The 19,515-nt window shown below is 41.1% G+C and carries 15 protein-coding genes; 8 read left to right on the plus strand and 7 right to left on the minus strand.

What is annotated here, in order from left to right; genetic code table 11:
- Positions 1 to 35: 35 nt before the first annotated feature.
- Together N475_RS10485 and N475_RS10490 are read left to right on the plus strand one after the other, a co-directional pair.
- A complete protein-coding gene (locus N475_RS10485; RefSeq protein WP_063365223.1) occupies positions 36 to 2,909 on the plus strand; it encodes an insulinase family protein in 2,874 nt (957 codons plus the stop codon).
- Between the two features lie 129 nt (positions 2,910 to 3,038).
- Complete coding sequence (locus tag N475_RS10490; RefSeq protein ID WP_063365224.1) at positions 3,039 to 3,557, plus strand: GNAT family N-acetyltransferase; 519 nt, start codon at positions 3,039 to 3,041, stop codon at positions 3,555 to 3,557.
- Here the strand turns inward: N475_RS10490 and N475_RS10495 are convergent.
- The 4 genes from N475_RS10495 to N475_RS10510 form a co-directional block, all read right to left on the minus strand.
- Complete coding sequence (locus tag N475_RS10495; protein ID WP_063365225.1) at positions 3,529 to 4,128, minus strand: PqiC family protein; 600 nt, start codon at positions 4,126 to 4,128, stop codon at positions 3,529 to 3,531. The genes N475_RS10490 and N475_RS10495 overlap by 29 nt on opposite strands.
- On the minus strand, positions 4,125 to 5,783 hold the full coding sequence (pqiB, locus tag N475_RS10500; RefSeq protein ID WP_063356206.1) for an intermembrane transport protein PqiB: 1,659 nt from the start codon (positions 5,781 to 5,783) through the stop codon (positions 4,125 to 4,127). Before pqiB ends, N475_RS10495 begins: the two co-directional genes overlap by 4 nt.
- Entirely contained in the window at positions 5,780 to 6,985 is a 1,206-nt protein-coding gene (locus tag N475_RS10505) for a paraquat-inducible protein A (RefSeq protein ID WP_063365226.1), read from the minus strand. The genes pqiB and N475_RS10505 overlap by 4 nt, the downstream gene beginning before the upstream one ends.
- A gap of 63 nt (positions 6,986 to 7,048) precedes the next feature.
- Entirely contained in the window at positions 7,049 to 7,858 is an 810-nt protein-coding gene (locus N475_RS10510) for an acyl-CoA thioesterase (protein WP_063356208.1), read from the minus strand.
- A 218-nt stretch (positions 7,859 to 8,076) separates the two neighbouring features.
- Between N475_RS10510 and dnaK the strand changes: the two genes are divergently transcribed.
- Positions 8,077 to 10,002, plus strand: coding sequence for a molecular chaperone DnaK (gene dnaK / locus N475_RS10515; protein ID WP_063356209.1), 1,926 nt, complete (start codon positions 8,077 to 8,079; stop codon positions 10,000 to 10,002).
- A gap of 121 nt (positions 10,003 to 10,123) precedes the next feature.
- Positions 10,124 to 11,260 (plus strand): molecular chaperone DnaJ, encoded by a 1,137-nt coding sequence (gene dnaJ, locus N475_RS10520; RefSeq protein WP_063356210.1) that lies wholly within the window; start codon positions 10,124 to 10,126, stop codon positions 11,258 to 11,260.
- Between the two features lie 40 nt (positions 11,261 to 11,300).
- On the opposite strand, the gene N475_RS25445 is transcribed toward dnaJ, so the two are convergent.
- Positions 11,301 to 11,522 (minus strand): hypothetical protein, encoded by a 222-nt coding sequence (locus N475_RS25445; protein ID WP_155730860.1) that lies wholly within the window; start codon positions 11,520 to 11,522, stop codon positions 11,301 to 11,303.
- Between the two features lie 251 nt (positions 11,523 to 11,773).
- Here N475_RS25445 and ybaK point away from each other — a divergent pair, with 251 nt between their 5' ends.
- The 4 genes from ybaK to N475_RS10540 all read left to right on the plus strand — a co-directional run bounded on the left by ybaK (position 11,774) and on the right by N475_RS10540 (position 16,555).
- Positions 11,774 to 12,232: a Cys-tRNA(Pro) deacylase gene (ybaK, locus tag N475_RS10525; protein WP_063356211.1), complete on the plus strand. Its 459-nt coding sequence runs from the start codon at positions 11,774 to 11,776 to the stop codon at positions 12,230 to 12,232.
- A 211-nt stretch (positions 12,233 to 12,443) separates the two neighbouring features.
- Positions 12,444 to 14,696 carry an acyl-CoA dehydrogenase gene (locus tag N475_RS10530; RefSeq protein WP_063365227.1) on the plus strand — a complete coding sequence of 751 codons (2,253 nt, stop codon included), beginning with the start codon at positions 12,444 to 12,446 and terminating at the stop codon, positions 14,694 to 14,696.
- Between the two features lie 79 nt (positions 14,697 to 14,775).
- On the plus strand, positions 14,776 to 15,723 hold the full coding sequence (locus tag N475_RS10535) for a phosphotransferase (protein WP_063356213.1): 948 nt from the start codon (positions 14,776 to 14,778) through the stop codon (positions 15,721 to 15,723).
- Positions 15,724 to 15,736: 13 nt separating this feature from the next.
- Entirely contained in the window at positions 15,737 to 16,555 is an 819-nt protein-coding gene (locus N475_RS10540) for an EamA family transporter (RefSeq protein ID WP_063356214.1), read from the plus strand.
- On the opposite strand, the gene N475_RS10545 is transcribed toward N475_RS10540, so the two are convergent.
- A complete protein-coding gene (locus tag N475_RS10545) occupies positions 16,556 to 18,205 on the minus strand; it encodes a S8 family serine peptidase (RefSeq protein ID WP_063365228.1) in 1,650 nt (549 codons plus the stop codon).
- Positions 18,206 to 18,395: 190 nt separating this feature from the next.
- The gene (locus tag N475_RS10550) at positions 18,396 to 19,472 is read right to left on the minus strand and encodes an ABC transporter substrate-binding protein (protein ID WP_081215864.1); all 1,077 of its coding nucleotides are present in this window, start codon (positions 19,470 to 19,472) and stop codon (positions 18,396 to 18,398) included.
- Positions 19,473 to 19,515 lie beyond the last annotated feature (43 nt).

Below are 19,515 nucleotides of genomic sequence, written 5' to 3' on the forward strand. Positions count from 1 at the left end.
CATTACAGGTTATCGTAAAAATCTATAGGTAAATAATGAAAAAACTTTTTGCTTTGGGAGCAATTTCACTTGGCTTATTGGCTGGTTGCTCTTTGACAAACCTCTCTCCTTCTCAATCGGCTTTACTAGCGGAGAGCCTAGTTGTAAGCCCCAATGATGATCGTCAATACAAGATTTTCACACTTGAAAATGGCATAGACGTTGTTTTGGTTTCTGATCCTAGTGCAGAAAAATCCGCCGCGGCTCTTAGCGTCGGCGTGGGGCTACTACATGACCCTATGTCACAACAAGGTATGGCACATTACCTTGAACATATGTTGTTTTTAGGAACAGAGCAGTTTCCTGACCCTGATGAATATTCAGAGTTTATGCAACGAAACGGCGGGAGCCACAATGCATATACGTGGCTAGACGTGACCAATTATATGCTGAAAATTAACAATAATGCGTATGATGAAGCTTTAGAACGATTTTCAGACTTCTTCAAAGCGCCTAAACTTTACCCAGAGTATACTGATAAAGAAAAAAATGCAGTGAATGCAGAATGGTCAATGCGCAGAGAAATGGACTTCTTTGGTCAGTTTAAGCTTGCACGCTCCTTATTAGGAGAGCATCCTGCAAACCGTTTCTTAATTGGTAACTTGGAAACTTTGGGCGATAAGCCTCAGAGTAATTTGCATCAAGAAACTGTCGATTTTTACAATCAATATTACTCTGCGAACATTATGAAGTTGGCTATGATCTCCAACTTGCCTATTTCTGAGATGCAAGCCAAAGCCGTAAAGCATTTTAGTAGTATAAAAAACAAAAGCATTGAAGAACCCGTCGTAACTAGCGAAATAAACTTTAAAAACGCTGGCAAAAAGCGTATCCATTATCGCCCAAATCAAGATGTAAAATCTTTGAATATTGAGTTTATTATCAAAAATAACATGGCTGATTTTGCGGTTAAGCCCAATTATTTCATTACATACTTACTAAGCAATGAAATGCAGGGGAGTCCAGCACAACTGCTGAAAGATAAAGGCTGGATTGCTTCGTTAACTGCGTATGATTCTCCAAATCATTATGGCAACTATGGGATCATAAACGTGGGTATTGAACTCACAGAAGAGGGTATGAAGCAGCGCGAAGAAATTGTTGCTACAGTAATGCAGTACATAAATTTGGTCAAAACAGAAGGTGTTGATGAAAAGTACTTTGAGGAAATAAAAACGTCACTTGATAACCAATTCAGATTCTTAGAAAAGCAAGACGAGTTTGACTATGTCAGCGAGTTAGCTGCAAATATGCAAGATTACCCATTAAACCACGCGGTTAACGCCGGGTACCATTTTGCTAAGTTTGATCCAAAGGCGATTAACAATGTATTGGCGCAGCTCAGCCCTGAATCTATGCGAATTTGGTACATCAGTAAAGATGAGCCCGTAGACAGCAAGTTGCATTTTTATGATGGCCAGTACAAAGTTGAGGATATATCAAAAAGTGAAATTGCTAAGTGGTCTCAACCTAGCGCATTGGCAATGGAGTTACCAAGTGTAAACCGTTTGCTACCAGAAAATTTTGATATAAAAGCTGATAAAAATGCCGCTGACAATGGTGTAGAACAAGTTTATAAAGGAGAGCGTGTTCACGCTTGGCGTAAGTCGAGCGAAAGGTTTAAGCATCAACCTAAAGGAACACTAGAAGTAGTCATTAATAGTGACACACCTATCAAAAATATAGAAAACAGAGTCGCGGCTCAACTTTGGGTAGATCTATATCAAATTAAAAAAGCGAAGCTTATCACCGAGGCTCAAGTCGCGGGTATGGGCCTAAACCTGAGCTATGCAAATGGGCTTGTAATGTCGTTATCTGGGTTCACGGACAAACAGCCATTATTATTAGAGCAAGCCTTTGCTGATTTTAAAGTTGTACCGACTAAAGAGCAGCTGGAACAAGCAGTTGATAGATTTGTTCGCAAGATACAAAATCAAAATAAGCAAATACCTTATTATCAAGCTTTTGGTGCTTACAGGCGCTTGACCCGCGGTGGCAACTTCGATCATGAAATGCTCATTGAAACAGCGAAAAATATGACGCCAGAGCAGTTTACAAAATATCAGAGTGATATTCTAAACAACAATCTGATTCGAGTATTTGGCTACGGGAACTACAGTAATACGGATATCAATAATGTGGTTAAATTGCTCGAAGAACAAATTGGAGATGCGCCAAGCCAGCCTAAGTATGTTCGAACGGGATACTGGCAGCCTAAACAAGGGGAAGTATTAGTTTGGCAAAAAGATGCTGACGTTGCTGATGTGGCAATTGTTGATGTCGCGGTACATCCAAGACCAGGGTATGAACAAAAAGCGGCAGCACTGATACTTAAAGCACACCTTCGTCAAAAGTCTTTTAATACACTCCGAACGGAAGAGCAGCTAGCCTACGCTGTGGGTGCTTTGTCAACTAGCATAGATGAGTTCTCTGCTATCGGGTTGTTTATTCAAACTCCAGTTAAAAGTGTAGAGGCAATGCAAAAGCGATTTGATGAGTTTAAGTTAACGTATGCGAAAGAGCTCGAAGAGCTGACGGAAGACGAGTTCAAAAAAATTAAATCTTCTGTGTTAGCAAACTTAACTGAAGAGCCGAAAAACTTGGCCGAAGAAGCTCAGCCGATTCTTTCGGATTGGTATCGAGACAAGTTATCCTTTGATTCCGAGCAAAAACTCATCGAAGCGACCAAGCTTGTCACGAAAGAAAATATTAAGCAGTACTACAACGAAACTCTATTAAATTCGGAAGCCGCTCGTCTTAATATTCAAATACGTGGAAGAAAATTTGCTAATGAGCCATTTGCGACACTTCCTAATCAAAAGGTAATTCACTCTCTTTCTGATTTGTATAAGCAGGCACAATATCAATAAATAACAATAAATGCGGCGAGGGTCTCGCCGCATTTATGTTAAATTGAAGCTTTGGTAAACAAAGTAAACCAGATACTATGTTTTTACCAAGCTAAGTACATTTTTTGATGAAATGTCTAAGGAGTAAAAATGTCCCAGAATATCGTTATAACCACAAAAAGATGCGACATCAGAAAGGCTCACTTTAGTGATGTGGCTTTCATTATTCAGCTTCTAAATCAAAAAAGTTTTATTGAGAATATTGGAGATAAAAATGTGTCCAATGAACAGGCTGCTCGAGAATATATTGAAAAATCTTTTTTGACCCCTTATCAGTCAGGACTTGTATCGCCGTACATTGTATGTTTAAAAAGTGGAGAGCAGATCGGTGTTGGTGGTTTTTACCAGCGGCCGTATCTGACCGGACCAGACTTAGGGTATGCTTTTCTTGATGAGTATACAGGGCAGGGGTTAGCTATAGAAGCGTGTACCGCTCTGATGGACTTTGCTAAAAATGAGCTCAGTATGAAAGCAGTTTATGCGGTAACGGACCCTAACAATATAAGTAGCCAAAAACTATTGTCCAAACTAGGGTTCAAAAACAGTGGCTATCTGTACGCTCATTCAATGAAACAGCCAATTAGTCTATTTGCTTTTCAATCTGCCTAAGGTTGTTAGTAATTGCAGTCATAAGTGACTGCCAATTATTCCTATGTGCCATGACAAGGGCATCGAAACCATCGTTATCAAGTGGGTTGGATAACGAAAAGGAAGAAGAGTTGAGTAAAACTTTGTTGCGTTTGTTACGTTGATATAAGTACCAATTTCCTCGCAAAATTGCCCCTTCTGAAAAGTGCCCTGCAAATTCATTAATAACAATTTTGAGGGTTACATATTGCTCAACATCGTCGCCTGCGAAAGCAAGTGGAATAGAATTAAACCCTTCATTAGTTAAATATGTATTTGTAGCTTGCGCTAGCATATGTTCAGGGTGCTCGGCCCAATAGTGAAAATTAGCTATATTGACTCGACTTTTATCGATGTATTGAATCAAAGCTAGTTGATTAGCTGCGCCGAGAATCGAAATTGTATCAATATACACTCTTGGTTTTATCACTGAAGTACTGGGCTTGGAGTCATTACTATCTATCGTAAACTTGTAGTACTTGTGAGAATCTACATTACTGCTACAGCCAGCAAGTATTAACGCAAATACGCTAATTAGGGATGTTAGTCTCATTGCCCTTTCCTCGGGATAGGATCTTGACCAGAGCTTTTATCAAAAATTAGCATACTAGGCTGCTCATTTAAGCTTTTGGTTACTGGCTTTAATGTATTTGACAAGCTTTCAAGTTCACTCAATGTATCTGTGAGTTGCTCCATCACACCTGAGCCTTGCTGATATGTTGAGAGTGTCTTTTCAAATTGTTTTAAGCTTGCAGTTAATTGAACCAACGTGCCTTGTAGTTGAGTTAAATTCTTATCCACTTTTTCTGATACTTTTTTGTTGTTTAATTCTTTTATTAGCTTTTCGGTTTCTAAACCCAATTGTTTGTATGCTGTCAATGTGCTTTGTGCTTCACCCAGCGTGTCACTAAGCGGAAGCTTATTGAGTTTGTTCAAAAGCGCCATGACCTGTTCAGACAAGGCTGTAAAACCGCTCGGGACACTCGGTAATATCGGGTAAACTGAGTGTTTAGCGATTGATTCTGGCTTGGCCGAACTATAGAAGTCTAACTCTATATATACCGCACCTGTTAACAAATTACCACTTTTTAGTGATGCTCTTAATCCGTTGTTAATCCATTTTTCTATATTGCCTTGCCAATATTCCTTAGCCTGCTCATCAATGTCATAAATTCGCCCATATTCAACCTTAATAAGTACCGGAATGGAAGTATTGTTTTGTTGGAAATAGAGGGGCTGTCCATCTCTGACCAATTGAGCGGGTACTTGTTCAACCGTGCCAATTCTCATACCTCGATATTCAACTGGCGCACCCGGTCTTAGTCCCTTAATTGATTGCTCAAATTCGATGAGGTATAGGTCAAACAAGTCAAATCGGCGCTCTAACGCAACGGCAAAGTTTTTGTGCAGTTTATATTGGCTGCTCTCTGGGGCGATTGCATCTGCGTCCGTGCCAGGTGGGTAATCTACAGATATTCCACCTTTGATTAGCTTTGATAAAGAACCTGTTGAAACACGAATACCTTCCGTTGATAAATCGACTTCCACACCTGAGTTCACCCAAAAAATTACATTTTTAGATATTAGTTCGTCATATGGTGAGTTAACGAAAATACCATAATCCATTTCGAGAGTTTTCTCATTGAAACTAGCCGATTCAACTTGGCCTATTTTATAGTTTCTGAAAAAAATGCCAGTACCTACATCTAACACCTCTGCATTAGCCGCGGTTAGACTGTATCTAACCCCTTGAACATCTGGTGAGATGAGTGCTGGTTGGTTTTGCATGGTAAACAAACTGGCAGAACTTTCACTTTCACCAGGCAGTAACTCTATATAGACACCAGAAAGTAAGGTATTGAGACCTGATATCCCAGTTTCATCTACACGAGGTTTGACAGTCCAAAACTTTGCATCCTCTGTCAGTAGCGAGTCATAGTGTTTATTAATACGTATCGTCGCAATTACCGCATTTTGTTCTATTTGCAATCTTAATGATTCAACTAAACCCACTTGCACGCTGCGCACTTTTACTTCAGTTTTACCCGCAATAATCCCATCGGCAGTTTCCATTTTAAGGAATATAATATGACCTTTATTAGCTTGGTGTTGATAAAGCATCCAGCCCGTAATAATGATGGCGATAATAGGTACAATCCAGATCACTGAAAATTTTGGTTTAGATTCGATATAGGCTTGTTCGTTCATTGTTGTTTTAGATTGTCCCAAAGTAAGCGAGGGTCGAAGTGATTAACAGAGATTATTTGACATAAGACCATAGCGGTGAAAAATACGATGCCTGATTGCGGTTCAACACTTAAAACAGTACCAAGTTGAACCAAAGAAACCAAGAGAATTACGACGAATACATCTATCATTGACCATTTCCCCATAAATTCAAGAGCGCGGTAGAGCTTGCTAGCTAGTTTAGGGTGTGTACACCTCTTAACTTGGTATACCAGATAAAAAAGCGCAATGCCTTTGACAATTGGAATGCAAATACTGGCCACAAAAATAAGTATTGCAACTGGGTATGAGCCTGCGTGCCACATAACCTCAACACCGCTGTAAATAGTAGCTTTAGTATGAAGTCCAAGGTTAATTGTGTCCATAATTGGGAGAGCCAAAGCTGGAATTAGTAACACCATTGCGGTGATCATCCATGCGGTACTTTTAGCCAAAGAGTTCGTTTTTCTAAATTTTAGCTTTGTCATACACCTTGGGCAATGTACTGAGTCGCTCAATTGGCCGCAAACATGGCACTGCTTAAGGTTTTGTTGCAAAGCTCTTGGAGAGCATGTTTTTTCATCTGGACAAAACGTTTGTTGTTCCCTCTCCCAAAGTTGTTCTTTGCTCAATAAGGAGAGAGTTTCTATAAAGCACAGCACAAACAAAACATAAGCCCAAAAGCCTAACCCAACTTCTATTTCGGCAAACTCAGTAAGTTTAAACGCACTGATCAAAACTGCCACGAGAAAAATATCGGCAAGGTTAAGCGGTTTCAATAGCATGAGAGCCCTAACAAAAATCCGAGCATTGTGGGGGTTTAAGTGCTTCCATAACGGAGAGTGGGCGAGCAATATGAGTAGTAAAGCCGCCATTGGCATCACTAATATTGTAAAACTGAGCAATCCGGCGAGTAGGGCGCTGAAATTTGTCGCGAGTAACGAAATGGCCTCTATCAAGCTAATGGATTGTTTTAATCCGTGTTGTGCATAAGATATAAAGTGAGGGTGAAGACTCACCAAAAGAAACAAGATTGAAGATAAACCAAAAGCGTTTATGCTTTGGTTGTAGTCCACTCTACAATTGGCCAAGACGTTACCGCAATGAGGGCAAACAGCACGTTGTTGTTTACCCATTTGTGCGATGGAAACTAGATGGTCACAATGTTGGCAAGCGATTATCACAATATTATAGAGTACAAATGCAAAAACATATGCCTTCTATTGTGAGTGACCATGAAAAGAATATCAACTATCGAACACCGCAACAGTTTGTCTGCTAAGTGCCAGTAACTCTCCGGATTGAGAGAAAATTTTCGCATCCTCTGTGCCATATCCACCATTTGCTTGGTGTGTTAGCACTTGATATCCGAGCCATTCGCTGTCGTCTAAACTAAGGGGTTGAACAAATTCAATATACCAAGACACTGTACTTGCAGGAGAAGGTGAATCACAAAGTTGTAATAATGTGGGTGGCCATGCATCAGCAAGGGCAAGTACATGTAATTCATTCAAAGTCATTTCACTACTTTGCTTAAATCGCATCCAACCATGGATTTCTGTACAGTTGGAACCACTGAAAGGCATTGCACCGTGTTGTAGGTTTAGATCGATGTTTTGGATAAATGCAGGGAAAAGGCCCTCCACATATCTTAAAGTTTGTTTATCACTAATATTTTTATCTAGCTTTACAGGTTTATCGATTGAAGAAACACTAACTTTAGATTGCCGATGAACACCAAAACAGCCTAAAGATATTAGGCATACTGATTCGTTTTGCGTGATGATAGTCTCAACCTGAGTCACATTTTTACCGCTTCTAAGTATTTTGGTCGATATGGAAAAAGGCGTGTGAGCGAGTAAGGGAGCAACGAAATTACAGCTAAAAGAGAGCATATTGCGAGCACTATCATTTATATGAAGATACATGTGTTGCATCATTAAAGCTGCACTGAGTCCACCAAAGACAGTTCTACCTTGGCTCCAAGTGTCAGGTACGGTGAGTTGGCAGTGATTTTCATGTAACTGTTTTGAAGAAATAAGCGAGTCGAAATCCATTGTTTTTCCAAATATTACGATTTACGAATTAGAATATAAACTCTAACGGAATAAATACAGTTATTTTGTCTGCTTTTTGCTCTGTTCATCCTAAAAATAAAAAAAATTGAAAAAAAATGAAATTTTTTTCGAATTTAAGGTTGAATTAGAGATTGCCGCCCTTATCTATCAAGTCATCTAACAGAACAACGAATTTTTTGAGGTCGGAGAAGATTCACATGGGTAAAATTATTGGAATCGATTTAGGTACTACTAACTCTTGTGTAGCAGTATTAGATGGTGAGAACACGCGCGTAATTGAAAACGCTGAAGGCGATCGTACTACCCCGTCGATTATTGCATTTACAGAAGAAGGCGAAACATTAGTAGGTCAACCGGCTAAGCGTCAAGCGGTTACAAACCCTACAAATACGCTTTATGCAATTAAACGACTTATCGGTCGCCGTTTCGAAGACGAAGAAGTACAACGTGATATCAGCATCATGCCATTTAACATTGTTAAAGCTGACAATGGCGATGCATGGGTTGAAGTACGCGGTGAAAAACGCGCAGCACCACAAATTTCTGCAGAAGTACTTAAGAAAATGAAAAAGACAGCTGAAGACTTCCTTGGTGAGGAAGTAACTGAAGCTGTAATCACAGTACCTGCATATTTCAATGACTCACAACGTCAGGCAACTAAAGATGCTGGTCGTATCGCGGGTCTTGATGTTAAACGTATCATCAACGAGCCAACTGCCGCAGCTCTTGCTTATGGCATGGACAAGAAACAAGGTGACAACGTAGTTGCAGTTTACGACCTTGGTGGTGGTACATTTGATATCTCAATCATTGAAATTGATGAAGTAGATGGCGAGCACACTTTTGAAGTACTAGCAACGAATGGTGATACTCACCTAGGTGGTGAAGACTTTGATAACCGTGTTATCAACTACTTAGTTGAAGAGTTCAAAAAAGAGCAAGGCATCGACCTTAAAGTTGATCCTTTAGCAATGCAGCGCGTTAAAGAAGCTGCCGAGACAGCTAAGATCGAATTATCATCTGCACAGCAAACAGAGGTTAATCTTCCGTATGTGACTGCTGATGCAACTGGTCCTAAGCACATGAACGTTAAACTAACGCGTGCTAAGTTAGAATCTCTAGTAGAAGACCTTGTAAATCAGTCTATTGAGCCGTTGAAGCGTGCACTTGCTGATGCAGACCTTTCAGTTAGCGATGTAAACGACATCATCCTAGTTGGTGGTCAGACTCGTATGCCTTTAGTACAGTCTAAGGTTGCAGAATTCTTTGGTAAAGAAGCTCGTAAAGACGTTAACCCTGACGAAGCTGTTGCACTAGGTGCAGCTGTTCAAGGTGGTGTACTGTCTGGCGACGTTAAAGATGTATTACTTCTTGACGTAATCCCTCTGTCTCTAGGTATTGAGACTATGGGTCAGGTAATGACAGCTCTTATTGAGAAAAACACGACTATTCCAACGAAGAAGTCACAAGTATTCTCAACAGCTGAAGACAACCAATCTGCGGTTACAATCCATGTACTACAAGGTGAGCGTAAGCGTTCTACTGATAACAAGTCACTTGGTCAGTTCAACCTTGAAGGCATTCGCCCTGCACAACGTGGTGCTCCACAAATCGAAGTTACTTTCGATGTTGATGCTGATGGTATTTTACACGTATCTGCGAAAGATAAAGATACAGGTAAAGAGCAGAAAATCACTATCCAAGCTTCCTCTGGTCTAAGCGACGATGAAGTAGAAAAAATGGTACGTGATGCAGAAGCTAACGCTGAAGAAGATAAAAAGTTTGAAGAGCTAGTTGGTGCTCGTAACCAAGCCGATGCACTTGTACATGCAACACGTAAGCAAGTTGAAGAAGCTGGCGACGCACTTCCTGCTGAAGACAAAACTGCAATCGAAGGCGCTCTAACTGAGCTTGAAGCTGCAATTAAGGGTGATAGCAAAGAAGAAATCGACGCTAAAACTCAAGCGCTAGCGGAAAAGTCTCAAAAGCTAATGGAGATTGCACAAGCTAATGCACAGGCACAGCAAGCAGGTCCAGATGCAGGTGCTGCTCAATCAGGTTCAGCAAAAGCAGACGACGACGTAGTTGACGCTGAGTTTGAAGAAGTTAAAGACAACAAGTAATTGTTGACTGTAAAGGGCGCGCGGCGAATTCGTCAGACGCGCCCTTAGTGTTTTTAAAATTTGGCTCAATATATCGGGTATTAACCCTTTAGAGTTGTCTTGTAAGAGTAGTGTGATAACTATGTCAAAACGTGATTATTACGAAGTATTAGGCGTATCTAAAGACGCTAGCGAACGTGATATTAAAAAGGCCTACAAGCGCCTTGCAATGAAATATCACCCAGATCGTACTGCGGGTGATGAAGCATTAGAAGCTAAGTTTAAAGAAGTAAAAGAAGCTTACGAAGTCCTAACGGATAGTCAAAAGCGCCAGATGTATGATCAATACGGCCATGCGGCGTTTGAACAAAACGGCGGTGGAGGCCATGGCGGGTTCGGTGGTGGAGCCGACTTTGGCGATATTTTCGGGGACGTATTCGGTGATATTTTTGGTGGCGGTGGTGGCCGTCGTCAATCGAGACAGCAACGAGGTGCTGATCTTCGATATAGCTTAGACCTAACCCTTGAAGAAGCAGTGAAGGGCAAAGATGTTGAAATCAAAGTACCTACATGGGTAAGTTGTGAACCTTGTGATGGCTCTGGTGCCAAAGCTGGTTCTAAACCTAAGACATGTACAACGTGTCACGGTGCTGGCCAAGTTCAGATGCGCCAAGGTTTCTTCGCTGTTCAGCAAACATGTCCTACTTGTCAGGGTACAGGTCAGGTTATCTCTGATCCATGTAATAAGTGTCATGGACAAGGTCGTGTCGAAAAGACTAAGACATTATCAGTTAAGATCCCAGCAGGTGTTGATACGGGCGATCGTATTAGGCTTTCTGGCGAGGGTGAAGCTGGTATGCATGGAGCACCTGCCGGGGACCTTTATGTTCAGGTAAGCGTGCGCGAACATCCAATTTTTGTCCGTGATGGCAACAATCTATATTGTGAAGTGCCGATTAGTTATACCACTGCTGCATTGGGTGGGGAAATTGAAGTACCGACATTGGATGGCAGAGCGAACCTGAAGATCCCTTCAGAGAGTCAAACTGGCAAAATGTTCCGTATGCGCGGGAAAGGTGTTAAATCTGTCCGTAGTGGCTCAGTAGGTGACTTAATTTGCAAGGTTGTTATTGAAACGCCAGTGAACTTGAACGAGCGCCAAAGAGAACTACTACGCGAACTAGAAGAGAGTATGAGCGGTGATACAAGTAAGAACCGCCCAAAGGCTCAAGGTTTTTTTGACGGTGTTAAAAAGTTTTTTGATGACCTAACCAAATAAACCCCATATCAAAACGGCGCCATTGGCGCCGTTTTACCTCTCAGTCTAATATTACGAGATAATCCATATCGTCGTTGCATCGGCACAGTAGGTCCGATCGGTCTTCTCCTGAAATCAGTGTTCCAGAGCTACACCCAAAGACTTCACATTTCTCATTACAAGCTAGTCTGTCAAGCCAAAAGTGATACTCGTTACTTAAAAAAATCACCACCAAGCACGCAAAAATGGCCATGCCTAGTACTTTTACAACTTGAACACTCATGCTACTTTTCTCACTCGGCTTACTATGCTTTTGAGCAACTGTACAACGCCAAAACCTCTACTTGTACAGGCTTCAATAAGCGTTTGCCGGTATATACTACTTTAGTAGACAATCCCGTATTGTCGAGCATATTTTAGTATAATATCAGGTTTATTTTTTGGACAGAGAAAGACAATTACATGTGGCCTACAAAGTTCTAGAATGACCTACAGAGTCACGCTAATTTGTGTTAAATATATCAAGGAGATCCCATGACTCCAGCCATAAACTTACTAAAGAAACAGAAAGTCAAATTTGAGGTACTAAAGTTTAAGCATGACCCGAGTTCAGCTAATTACGCTCAAGAAGCGGCTGCCAAACTCAACCTTGCTGAACAACAAGTTTTTAAAACCCTAGTCATTGATGTGGATGGAAAGCTATACATTGGAATAACACCCGCAAGTCAACAAGTTGATTTGAAATCATTTGCTAAATCGATTTCTGGTAAGAAGGCTCAATTAGCTGACAAAAATAGAGCACAAACTGCCACAGGCTATTTACTAGGTGGGATTAGTCCATTCGCCCACAAAAAACCAATTCCGGTTGTATTGCATGAAACTGCGAAACAATTTCAGAATATTTATGTCAGTGGTGGGCGCCGTGGCTTGGAGATCTCTATTTGCCCAAGTACGCTTGCAGCAATTACCAAAGCTACATTTGCGGATTTTTAATCCAAGCAGCCTGAATTAAGCGCTTTTCAGGCAAAAAATATTGAAATATTCAATTTCAGCGTACACGTGTAAGCTATTAATTATCCGTCACTTTTCTCATCACTTAAGTAATATCAGTAAAAATATCGTTAATTTTTTCATTTGAGCAATTGATCTAATTCTATTTTTATGACGTAATGTAGGTATATCTATCTGGTCGGATGAGTTTATTATGAGTTTAAGAACACAGCTAAGAAAAATATTGCCAAGCATTTCAATCACAGAACAAGAAGCGTTAGACGCAGGAGATGTTTGGCTTGAAGGCTCTATCTATCAAGGAAAGCCAGATTTTGGCGCTTTGCGAGCCGTAACTGAAGCTAAATTGTCTGCGGATGAGCAAGCGTTTTTAGATGGTCCAGTTAAGACTTTGATGTCGATGATCGACGAAAATCATATTCAAAACTCTAAACACTTGCCTGAACACATCTTAGAATTTTTGAAAAAAGAAAAGTTCTTCTCGTTAATTATTCCAAAACAATATGGTGGGCTAGAATTTAGTCCTTATGCGAATTCTACCATCGTAGGGACTATTGCCACCAAATCATCTGCGGTTGCGGTTACCGTAATGGTACCTAACTCACTAGGTCCTGGAGAATTGCTACTGCACTACGGTACGGCTGAGCAACAAGCACATTACCTTCCAAGGCTCGCCAACGGTCGCGACATTCCTTGCTTTGCATTAACTAGCCCTGAAGCAGGGTCTGATGCCGGTGGTATTCCAGATCAAGGTATCGTGACAAAAGGTATGCACGATGGCAAAGAGGTATTGGGACTAGAAGTCACATGGGATAAGCGATACATCACATTGGCACCGATTGCCACTGTATTGGGTTTAGCATTTAAAGTATTTGACCCTGAAGGCTTACTTGGCACAAAAGAATCGCTAGGTATTACCTGTGCATTAATTCCTAAATCGCACCCAGGTGTAGAGCTTGGTAACCGTCATGATCCAATGGGGATCCGATTCTATAATGGTACAACTCGCGGTAACAAAGTATTTATTCCGATGGATTTCATCATCGGTGGCCAGAAAAATATCGGCCGTGGATGGCAAATGTTGGTTAGCTGTTTGGGCGCTGGTAGGGGCATATCGCTTCCTGCACTCGGCGTTTCTACAAGTCAGGTCGCACTTAAATCTGCTTCTGAGTATGCAGCCGTGCGCGAACAGTTTGGTTTAGCAATTGGTCACTTTGAGGGTATTCAAGAAAAGCTAGCAGACATTGCTGGTAAAGCATATTTGCAAGAGTCTATGAGGGTTTTAACAACCGAAGGGCTAGGTATGGGTCTTAAGCCGTCAGTCGTGACCGCAATAGCTAAATATCATATGACTGAGCTTGGTAGAGATGTTCTTGACTCCGCAATGGACATATTGGCAGGTAAGGCCATTCAAAACGGCCCACAAAATACCTTGGCAAGTGGTTATGTTGCGCAGCCTATTGCGATTACAGTTGAAGGAGCAAATATCCTTACCAGAAACCTGATGATATTTGGTCAGGGGGTTATGCGTTGTCACCCTTATCTGCAAAGTATGGTTGAATCTATCCACAGTGAATCTCCAACGGCAGATAAAGAGTTTAACAGGATATTTAGGAAAACTATTGGATACAGCGTAGGAAACGGTTTACGAGCATTTAAGCTAGGTGCGTTCCCATTCTTAGCGTCAGGTACGTCAAAATTGCCAGAAGTTGTAGAGTATGAAAAAGCTGCTCAGCAGTTGTCTTCTAAGCTTGCTGTATATGCTGACTTTTCGCTCCTAGTACTAGGTGGTAAACTCAAGCAAGCGGAACTTTTATCTGCACGACTTGGTGACGTAATGAGCTTTGTTTATGCTGCGATGGCTTCTATACGTTACTACGAGCAAAAAGTGTCAGAGAGTGAGAGAGCGCAAGCAGCACCTTATTTCCATTACGCAACTCGTTATGCACTATCGGAAGCTGAGAAAGCTTTACACAAATTCTTAGACAATTTCCCGAGTAAAGCCGCAAGACGCTTTATGCGTGTGGCGACTGTAAACTTTAGCCATCGCATGCCAAAAATTAGTGATGACATGATCCGTGAGTTGGCTAAGGCATCGCAAATGGACACAACATTTAAGCAGCAATTAACTCACTTAGTCAAACCAACGCAAGGTGACGGTCATGATATTAACGAGCAGGCTTACAAAGCTAAAATGGCTTGTTTGGATTCACTAAGTAAAGTTAAAAAAGCGCTCAAACGTCGTGAAATTAAAGCTGGTGTGTCTTTCGATGACACCCTAAATAACGCTTTTGTCGCGAGTGTAGTAAGTGAACAAGAATATATTAAGCTGGTTGACTATAACCGCAAGCGCGAAAAAGCAATTCGAGTGGATGAATTTGACTTTGATTTAAACCTCATTGCTGATGAATCAACGGATGAGCGTTTAAAGGCCGCGGCAAATCAGTAACCCTTCTTAATCACACCCGCTTATATCTATAAGCGGGTGTTTCATATAGACTGCCCAAAAGTAATTAAAATACATTTATATGCAGTCTTCTCTCTATCAACAATTTCTTAAGGTTAGTAACAGCTCCGGGCGAATAGAGCTGTGGAATAGATGTGGCACTTTAGAGAAATTTGTTATCGACTCAAAATACTACGTAGCAAAAATAAGCAAGGTACCGGACGACTTGCAGCACAAGCATATCGAGCAAACAGACTTTGCATTGACTCGAAAAGTACGCAGTTATCAAAAAGAGCAACTATTTTATAAGCGATATGTTGGTATGCTCAGCCAAATTAGCTTGGCACCACAAGTATACGAATTACACCACGAGCGGGGGACTTTTGTTACGCTGCTAGAAGATTTTGAAGCAATTGGGTTCCACAATAAAACGAGTGTTCAGCCCTCTGAAATTAAACAGATACTAAATTGGTTAGCTGGCTTTCATGCTATTTGGCTAGAGGCGGCTGAAAATCACTCTATGCACGATGAGTTTGGAGAGGGTAATTATTGGCATTTAAAAACACGTCCAGATGAACTTGAAAAAATGCCTAGTTGCCAACTGAAGCAACAAGCTAAAAAAATTGATGAAGCATTGGGCGCAGCGAAATTCAGAACTTTGATCCACGGAGATGCAAAGCTGGCAAATTTTGCGTTTAAGAAAGACGCAGTGATAGGCTATGACTTTCAGCATGTTGGTGTTGGAATTGGATTAGCTGATGTCATGTTATTATTTACGACAGTGCTCGAAAATGATGAGTTAGAGAGGTACTGTGAATCGTTGTTGGATTATTATTTTCAAGCCCTCGCAGAAAAAATGAACAAGCTTAATATCCAGATACAGCCAAGCCAAGTTGAAACAGAGTGGCGCCCGTTATGGCCTATTTTATGGGCTGATTTTCATCGCTTCTTAGCTGGTTGGAAACCAGATCACAAAAAGATCAATCGTTTTATGAAAACACAGTCAAATAAACTACGAGTATTATTATGAGGCAGTTCAGTTAATGGGGTTTGCTCTTTTAAGCGCTCTATTTTGGGTTGGGTTTGATTACACGCGCAAACGGCTGGCGACGCATTTTTCAGCCCCACTAATGTCGGTTGTTTTTAGCTCTCTTGTATTACCTTGTTATGCAATATACTGGGTCTATGCTGATCGCTCTATTCCGAACTTTCAGTACTTTTATCCCGCGACTGTGAGTGGCCTTTTGGCGGGAATCGGCAGCGTTAGTTTCATAAGAGCATTGGCTGTTGGCAAAGTAGCAATTATGCTACCAATGCTTTGTTTAACTCCTGTTATATCAGGCTTATTCGCTTGGGTCTGGCTTGGTGAAGCTCTCAGTTTGGTTGAGGTAGGGGCAATTGCTATTTTGGTGAGTGCATCATTCGTTTTGCAAGGGGGAAGGTTAACTTTTCTAGAGCCGGGGAGTGGGTACATATCACTAACAGCAATATGCTGGGGCTGCTGTATTGTATTTGACAAACAAGCTTTGCAAGAAAGCAGTATAGAGTTCCATGTGATGTACATTACTTTTGTTGTGCTTGTTTTCAATGGATTACTATTCAGGCCAAAGTTAGATTTTTCAAAGGCAATGAAATTTACAGGCCTTTGGGTCGGTGCTGCGGCATGCTTTTCTCTTGCTGTAACGTTTCAGTTTGTGGCATTACTAGACATTCAACCGGGTATTCTAGAGGCCTTAAAAAGGGCAATTGGTATAATTGGGGCTGGATTAATCGGTGTTTACGTGTTTCGAGAAAAGTTAACCCCAACACAGTGGTCCTGTATCGGGGTTATTTTAATTACGAGTGTAATATTCTCAGTGTGATTAGTTACACTTAGCTACTTTTCTCCACACGTTTGAGAATACATCCGGGCGAGCGCCACGTGACCACCAGATAGAGTGATACTCATATCCGTTGTAAGAAACTTTGTCTCCTACGCGGTAGAATGTTGAAGCACTCCAAGCCGATAGGCCAGTACATCCAGGAGGAGTTACTACATCATCAACAGTTACTTGCTTAACGATGCTATCAAAATCACCTGCAGAGTTAGTAACTTTAAGAGTTACATCATAAGTGCCTGCTTGCGCATAAGTGTGACTAGGTGAACTCTGAGAGCTTGAGTTACCGTCACCGAATGTCCAGTTGTAAGTACCAACTGTTGAAGAGTTTGAGAATGTTGCTTTCAAACCGTCAGTTGTGTAGCTGAAGTTTGCAACAGGAACTGGGTCTCCGCCGCCACACCCTTGTGCTAGATAATCGTATGCTGCTTTTGCTTGTACAATACCGTAACCATAAGAAGTATCACGACCAGCTGCGCCTTTATCTTTAGCAGTTGCATTAAGTGCTGCACGGATATCAGCATTAGAACAATTCGGGAAGTTGCTCCAAACAAGTGCCGCGACACCTGAAACGTGAGGTGTTGCCATAGATGTACCACTGATACTTCTATATCCACCGTTGTTCCATGTAGAGTTGACACCTACACCAGGGCCCGCAATTTCAACTTGGCTGTTGTATTGAGAGAATGACGCTTTGTTCTCAGAGCTATCTACTGCGGCTACTGATACAACGTTGTTGTATGAAGCAGGGTAGCTCAGCGCACTGTTACCACCATTACCTGCCGCAGCGATGTGAAGCATACCGCGCTGATAACTTTGGTCAAATGCATTGCGCTCTGCGGTTGAGCTACCGCTGCCACCCAAGCTCATGCTTGTAATGTGAGAACCTGCTGCTTCACATTGGTTAATTGCTTCAATAAGATCTGAGCCATATGCCCAACGACCTGAATCATTGAATACTTTAACGATGTGAAGACCTAGATTACCAGATGGGTTAACACCTACAACACCAGTACCATTTCCACCTAGCGCTGCGATTGTTCCAGCAACGTGTGTACCGTGACCATTACCGTCATTGTACCAAAGACCTGTGTCGTTTGAACCGTAACCATCGTCACCCGTTACGCCAGCACTAACTAGATCTTCGTGCGCACGATGATAACCTGTATCCATGATACAAACTTTACGGTTAGCTGCAGCAGCATCACTTACAAGTTTAGCTTGAACCATGTTGATACCGTAAGGAGTTGACTCTGCAAGCGGAGAAATACCAGCTTCGATTACTTCAGGAACATAACGCTTTGGATCCACTTCTACAGTTTCAACATCGCCGCTTTTTTCAAGCTGAGCTAGCTGTTCTGGCGTTACTTCTAATACAACCGCATTTATATTAGGTAGAGTTTTGATTGCAGTTGTATTTAGGTCATTTGCAAATAGCGATAAAGACTGTGCTTTAAACTCTGTAATTTCAGCGTTTGACATCGCAACAGGTAAAGTATTCGCCATTGCTTCGCTTTTCAGAGTGACAATCATACGCTCAGTATTAGACGCGTGTGCTGTGGCAGTACCAAGCGCAGACGCAACGCCAAGGGCAAGTAAAGTACATTTAGTGCTTGTTAGAAAGTTGTGTTTCATCTTGTTTGTCCTAGTTACATGTTGTTAACCAAATTAACTAAAACAGGTATTTGCTCGACTGTCAACTGCGTGAAATTCATTCAATTTAAACCGATGATTAATGTATTTATAACAGGAGTGTAATTTAGATTAAATATTTGATCATTTATTAAGCGTTGAATTGAATTTGTTTCAAATAGGGGTTAATAGATTAGAAATTTAATTCGCTGTTAATCGTCATAATATTGTAATCTTTTTTATCATTGACGAATTGAGAAAAGTCAACTTGATTTAGCCTATCTTCATGAATTGCTTTGTAGATTGGGGCAAATTCTGATTTATAAGGTCTAAAAATTGCAATCTTTTGGGTGCCAATATACTTTACCAATCCTTTTTGATATTTTTTTAATTCAATTAGTAGATATCCACCCAATAAAACGTGCCCACCGATTGAAATGTCAAGCTTTGAATCATGCTCGTTGTCCCAATTTATCCCGCCTATTTGCAACTTATCTCTGATCCCCAGCTCAACAGCTGCTTGACTAACACCAAATGCAATGGCGTCATTAGCACACCACACTATGTCGAGATCTCTATATCGCCTTAGCAGTCCACGCGATAGCTCTAACGCTCGCTGTTTTGACCACTGCGCATCAACTTTATCTACCAATGTCACATTTGAAACCCTGTTCGTGTAACTAAGTAGGCCTTGTTCCCTTTCTGTTGCGGCATTAGTGGCTATGTCTCCCAAAAAAGCCAACATCGTATGGTTTTGAGTCTTTGGAGGAGTCGTGTTTGCTTTATGAACTAGTTCTCGTGCAAGTAAACGTCCTGCTTGATAATTATCCGGTAAAATAGCTGCTTTGACTCCAAACCCTTTTGCAGAAAGCCTCTCGAGGGCAAGCTTATTGGGGCTATTCAACAAAAATAGAATATTTTGATGGGTTTTTTCTGACGAGAGGAGAACTTCTGTGATCACGCGCTTTTCATCAACAAGTATCAGGTATTCAGCATCGGATTCTAAAGCTTGTCTAGTTAGCTGCTTCATTAGGATATGGTTGCGCTGAGCAAACAAAGTAGTCAATTCAATATTAGTGTCTTCAGCTACTGCATCCATGATATTTGATACATTAAACCAAAAATTACCCGTTGGGTTATCGCTATTAAAACCGGGATTAATGAAAGTAACCTTAAGAGGTTTGGAAGCATGGGCATCAAAACTGCTCACTACAATGGATAAAGGAAACACTATTAATACAAGCAGATATAAAAAGTTATAAATTTTCAAAATGTAAACGCCCTTTACATGGCCCAGTCTTGTGCGGTCTGCA

The organism is Pseudoalteromonas luteoviolacea DSM 6061 (assembly GCF_001625655.1).
Lineage (GTDB): Bacteria > Pseudomonadota > Gammaproteobacteria > Enterobacterales > Alteromonadaceae > Pseudoalteromonas > Pseudoalteromonas luteoviolacea.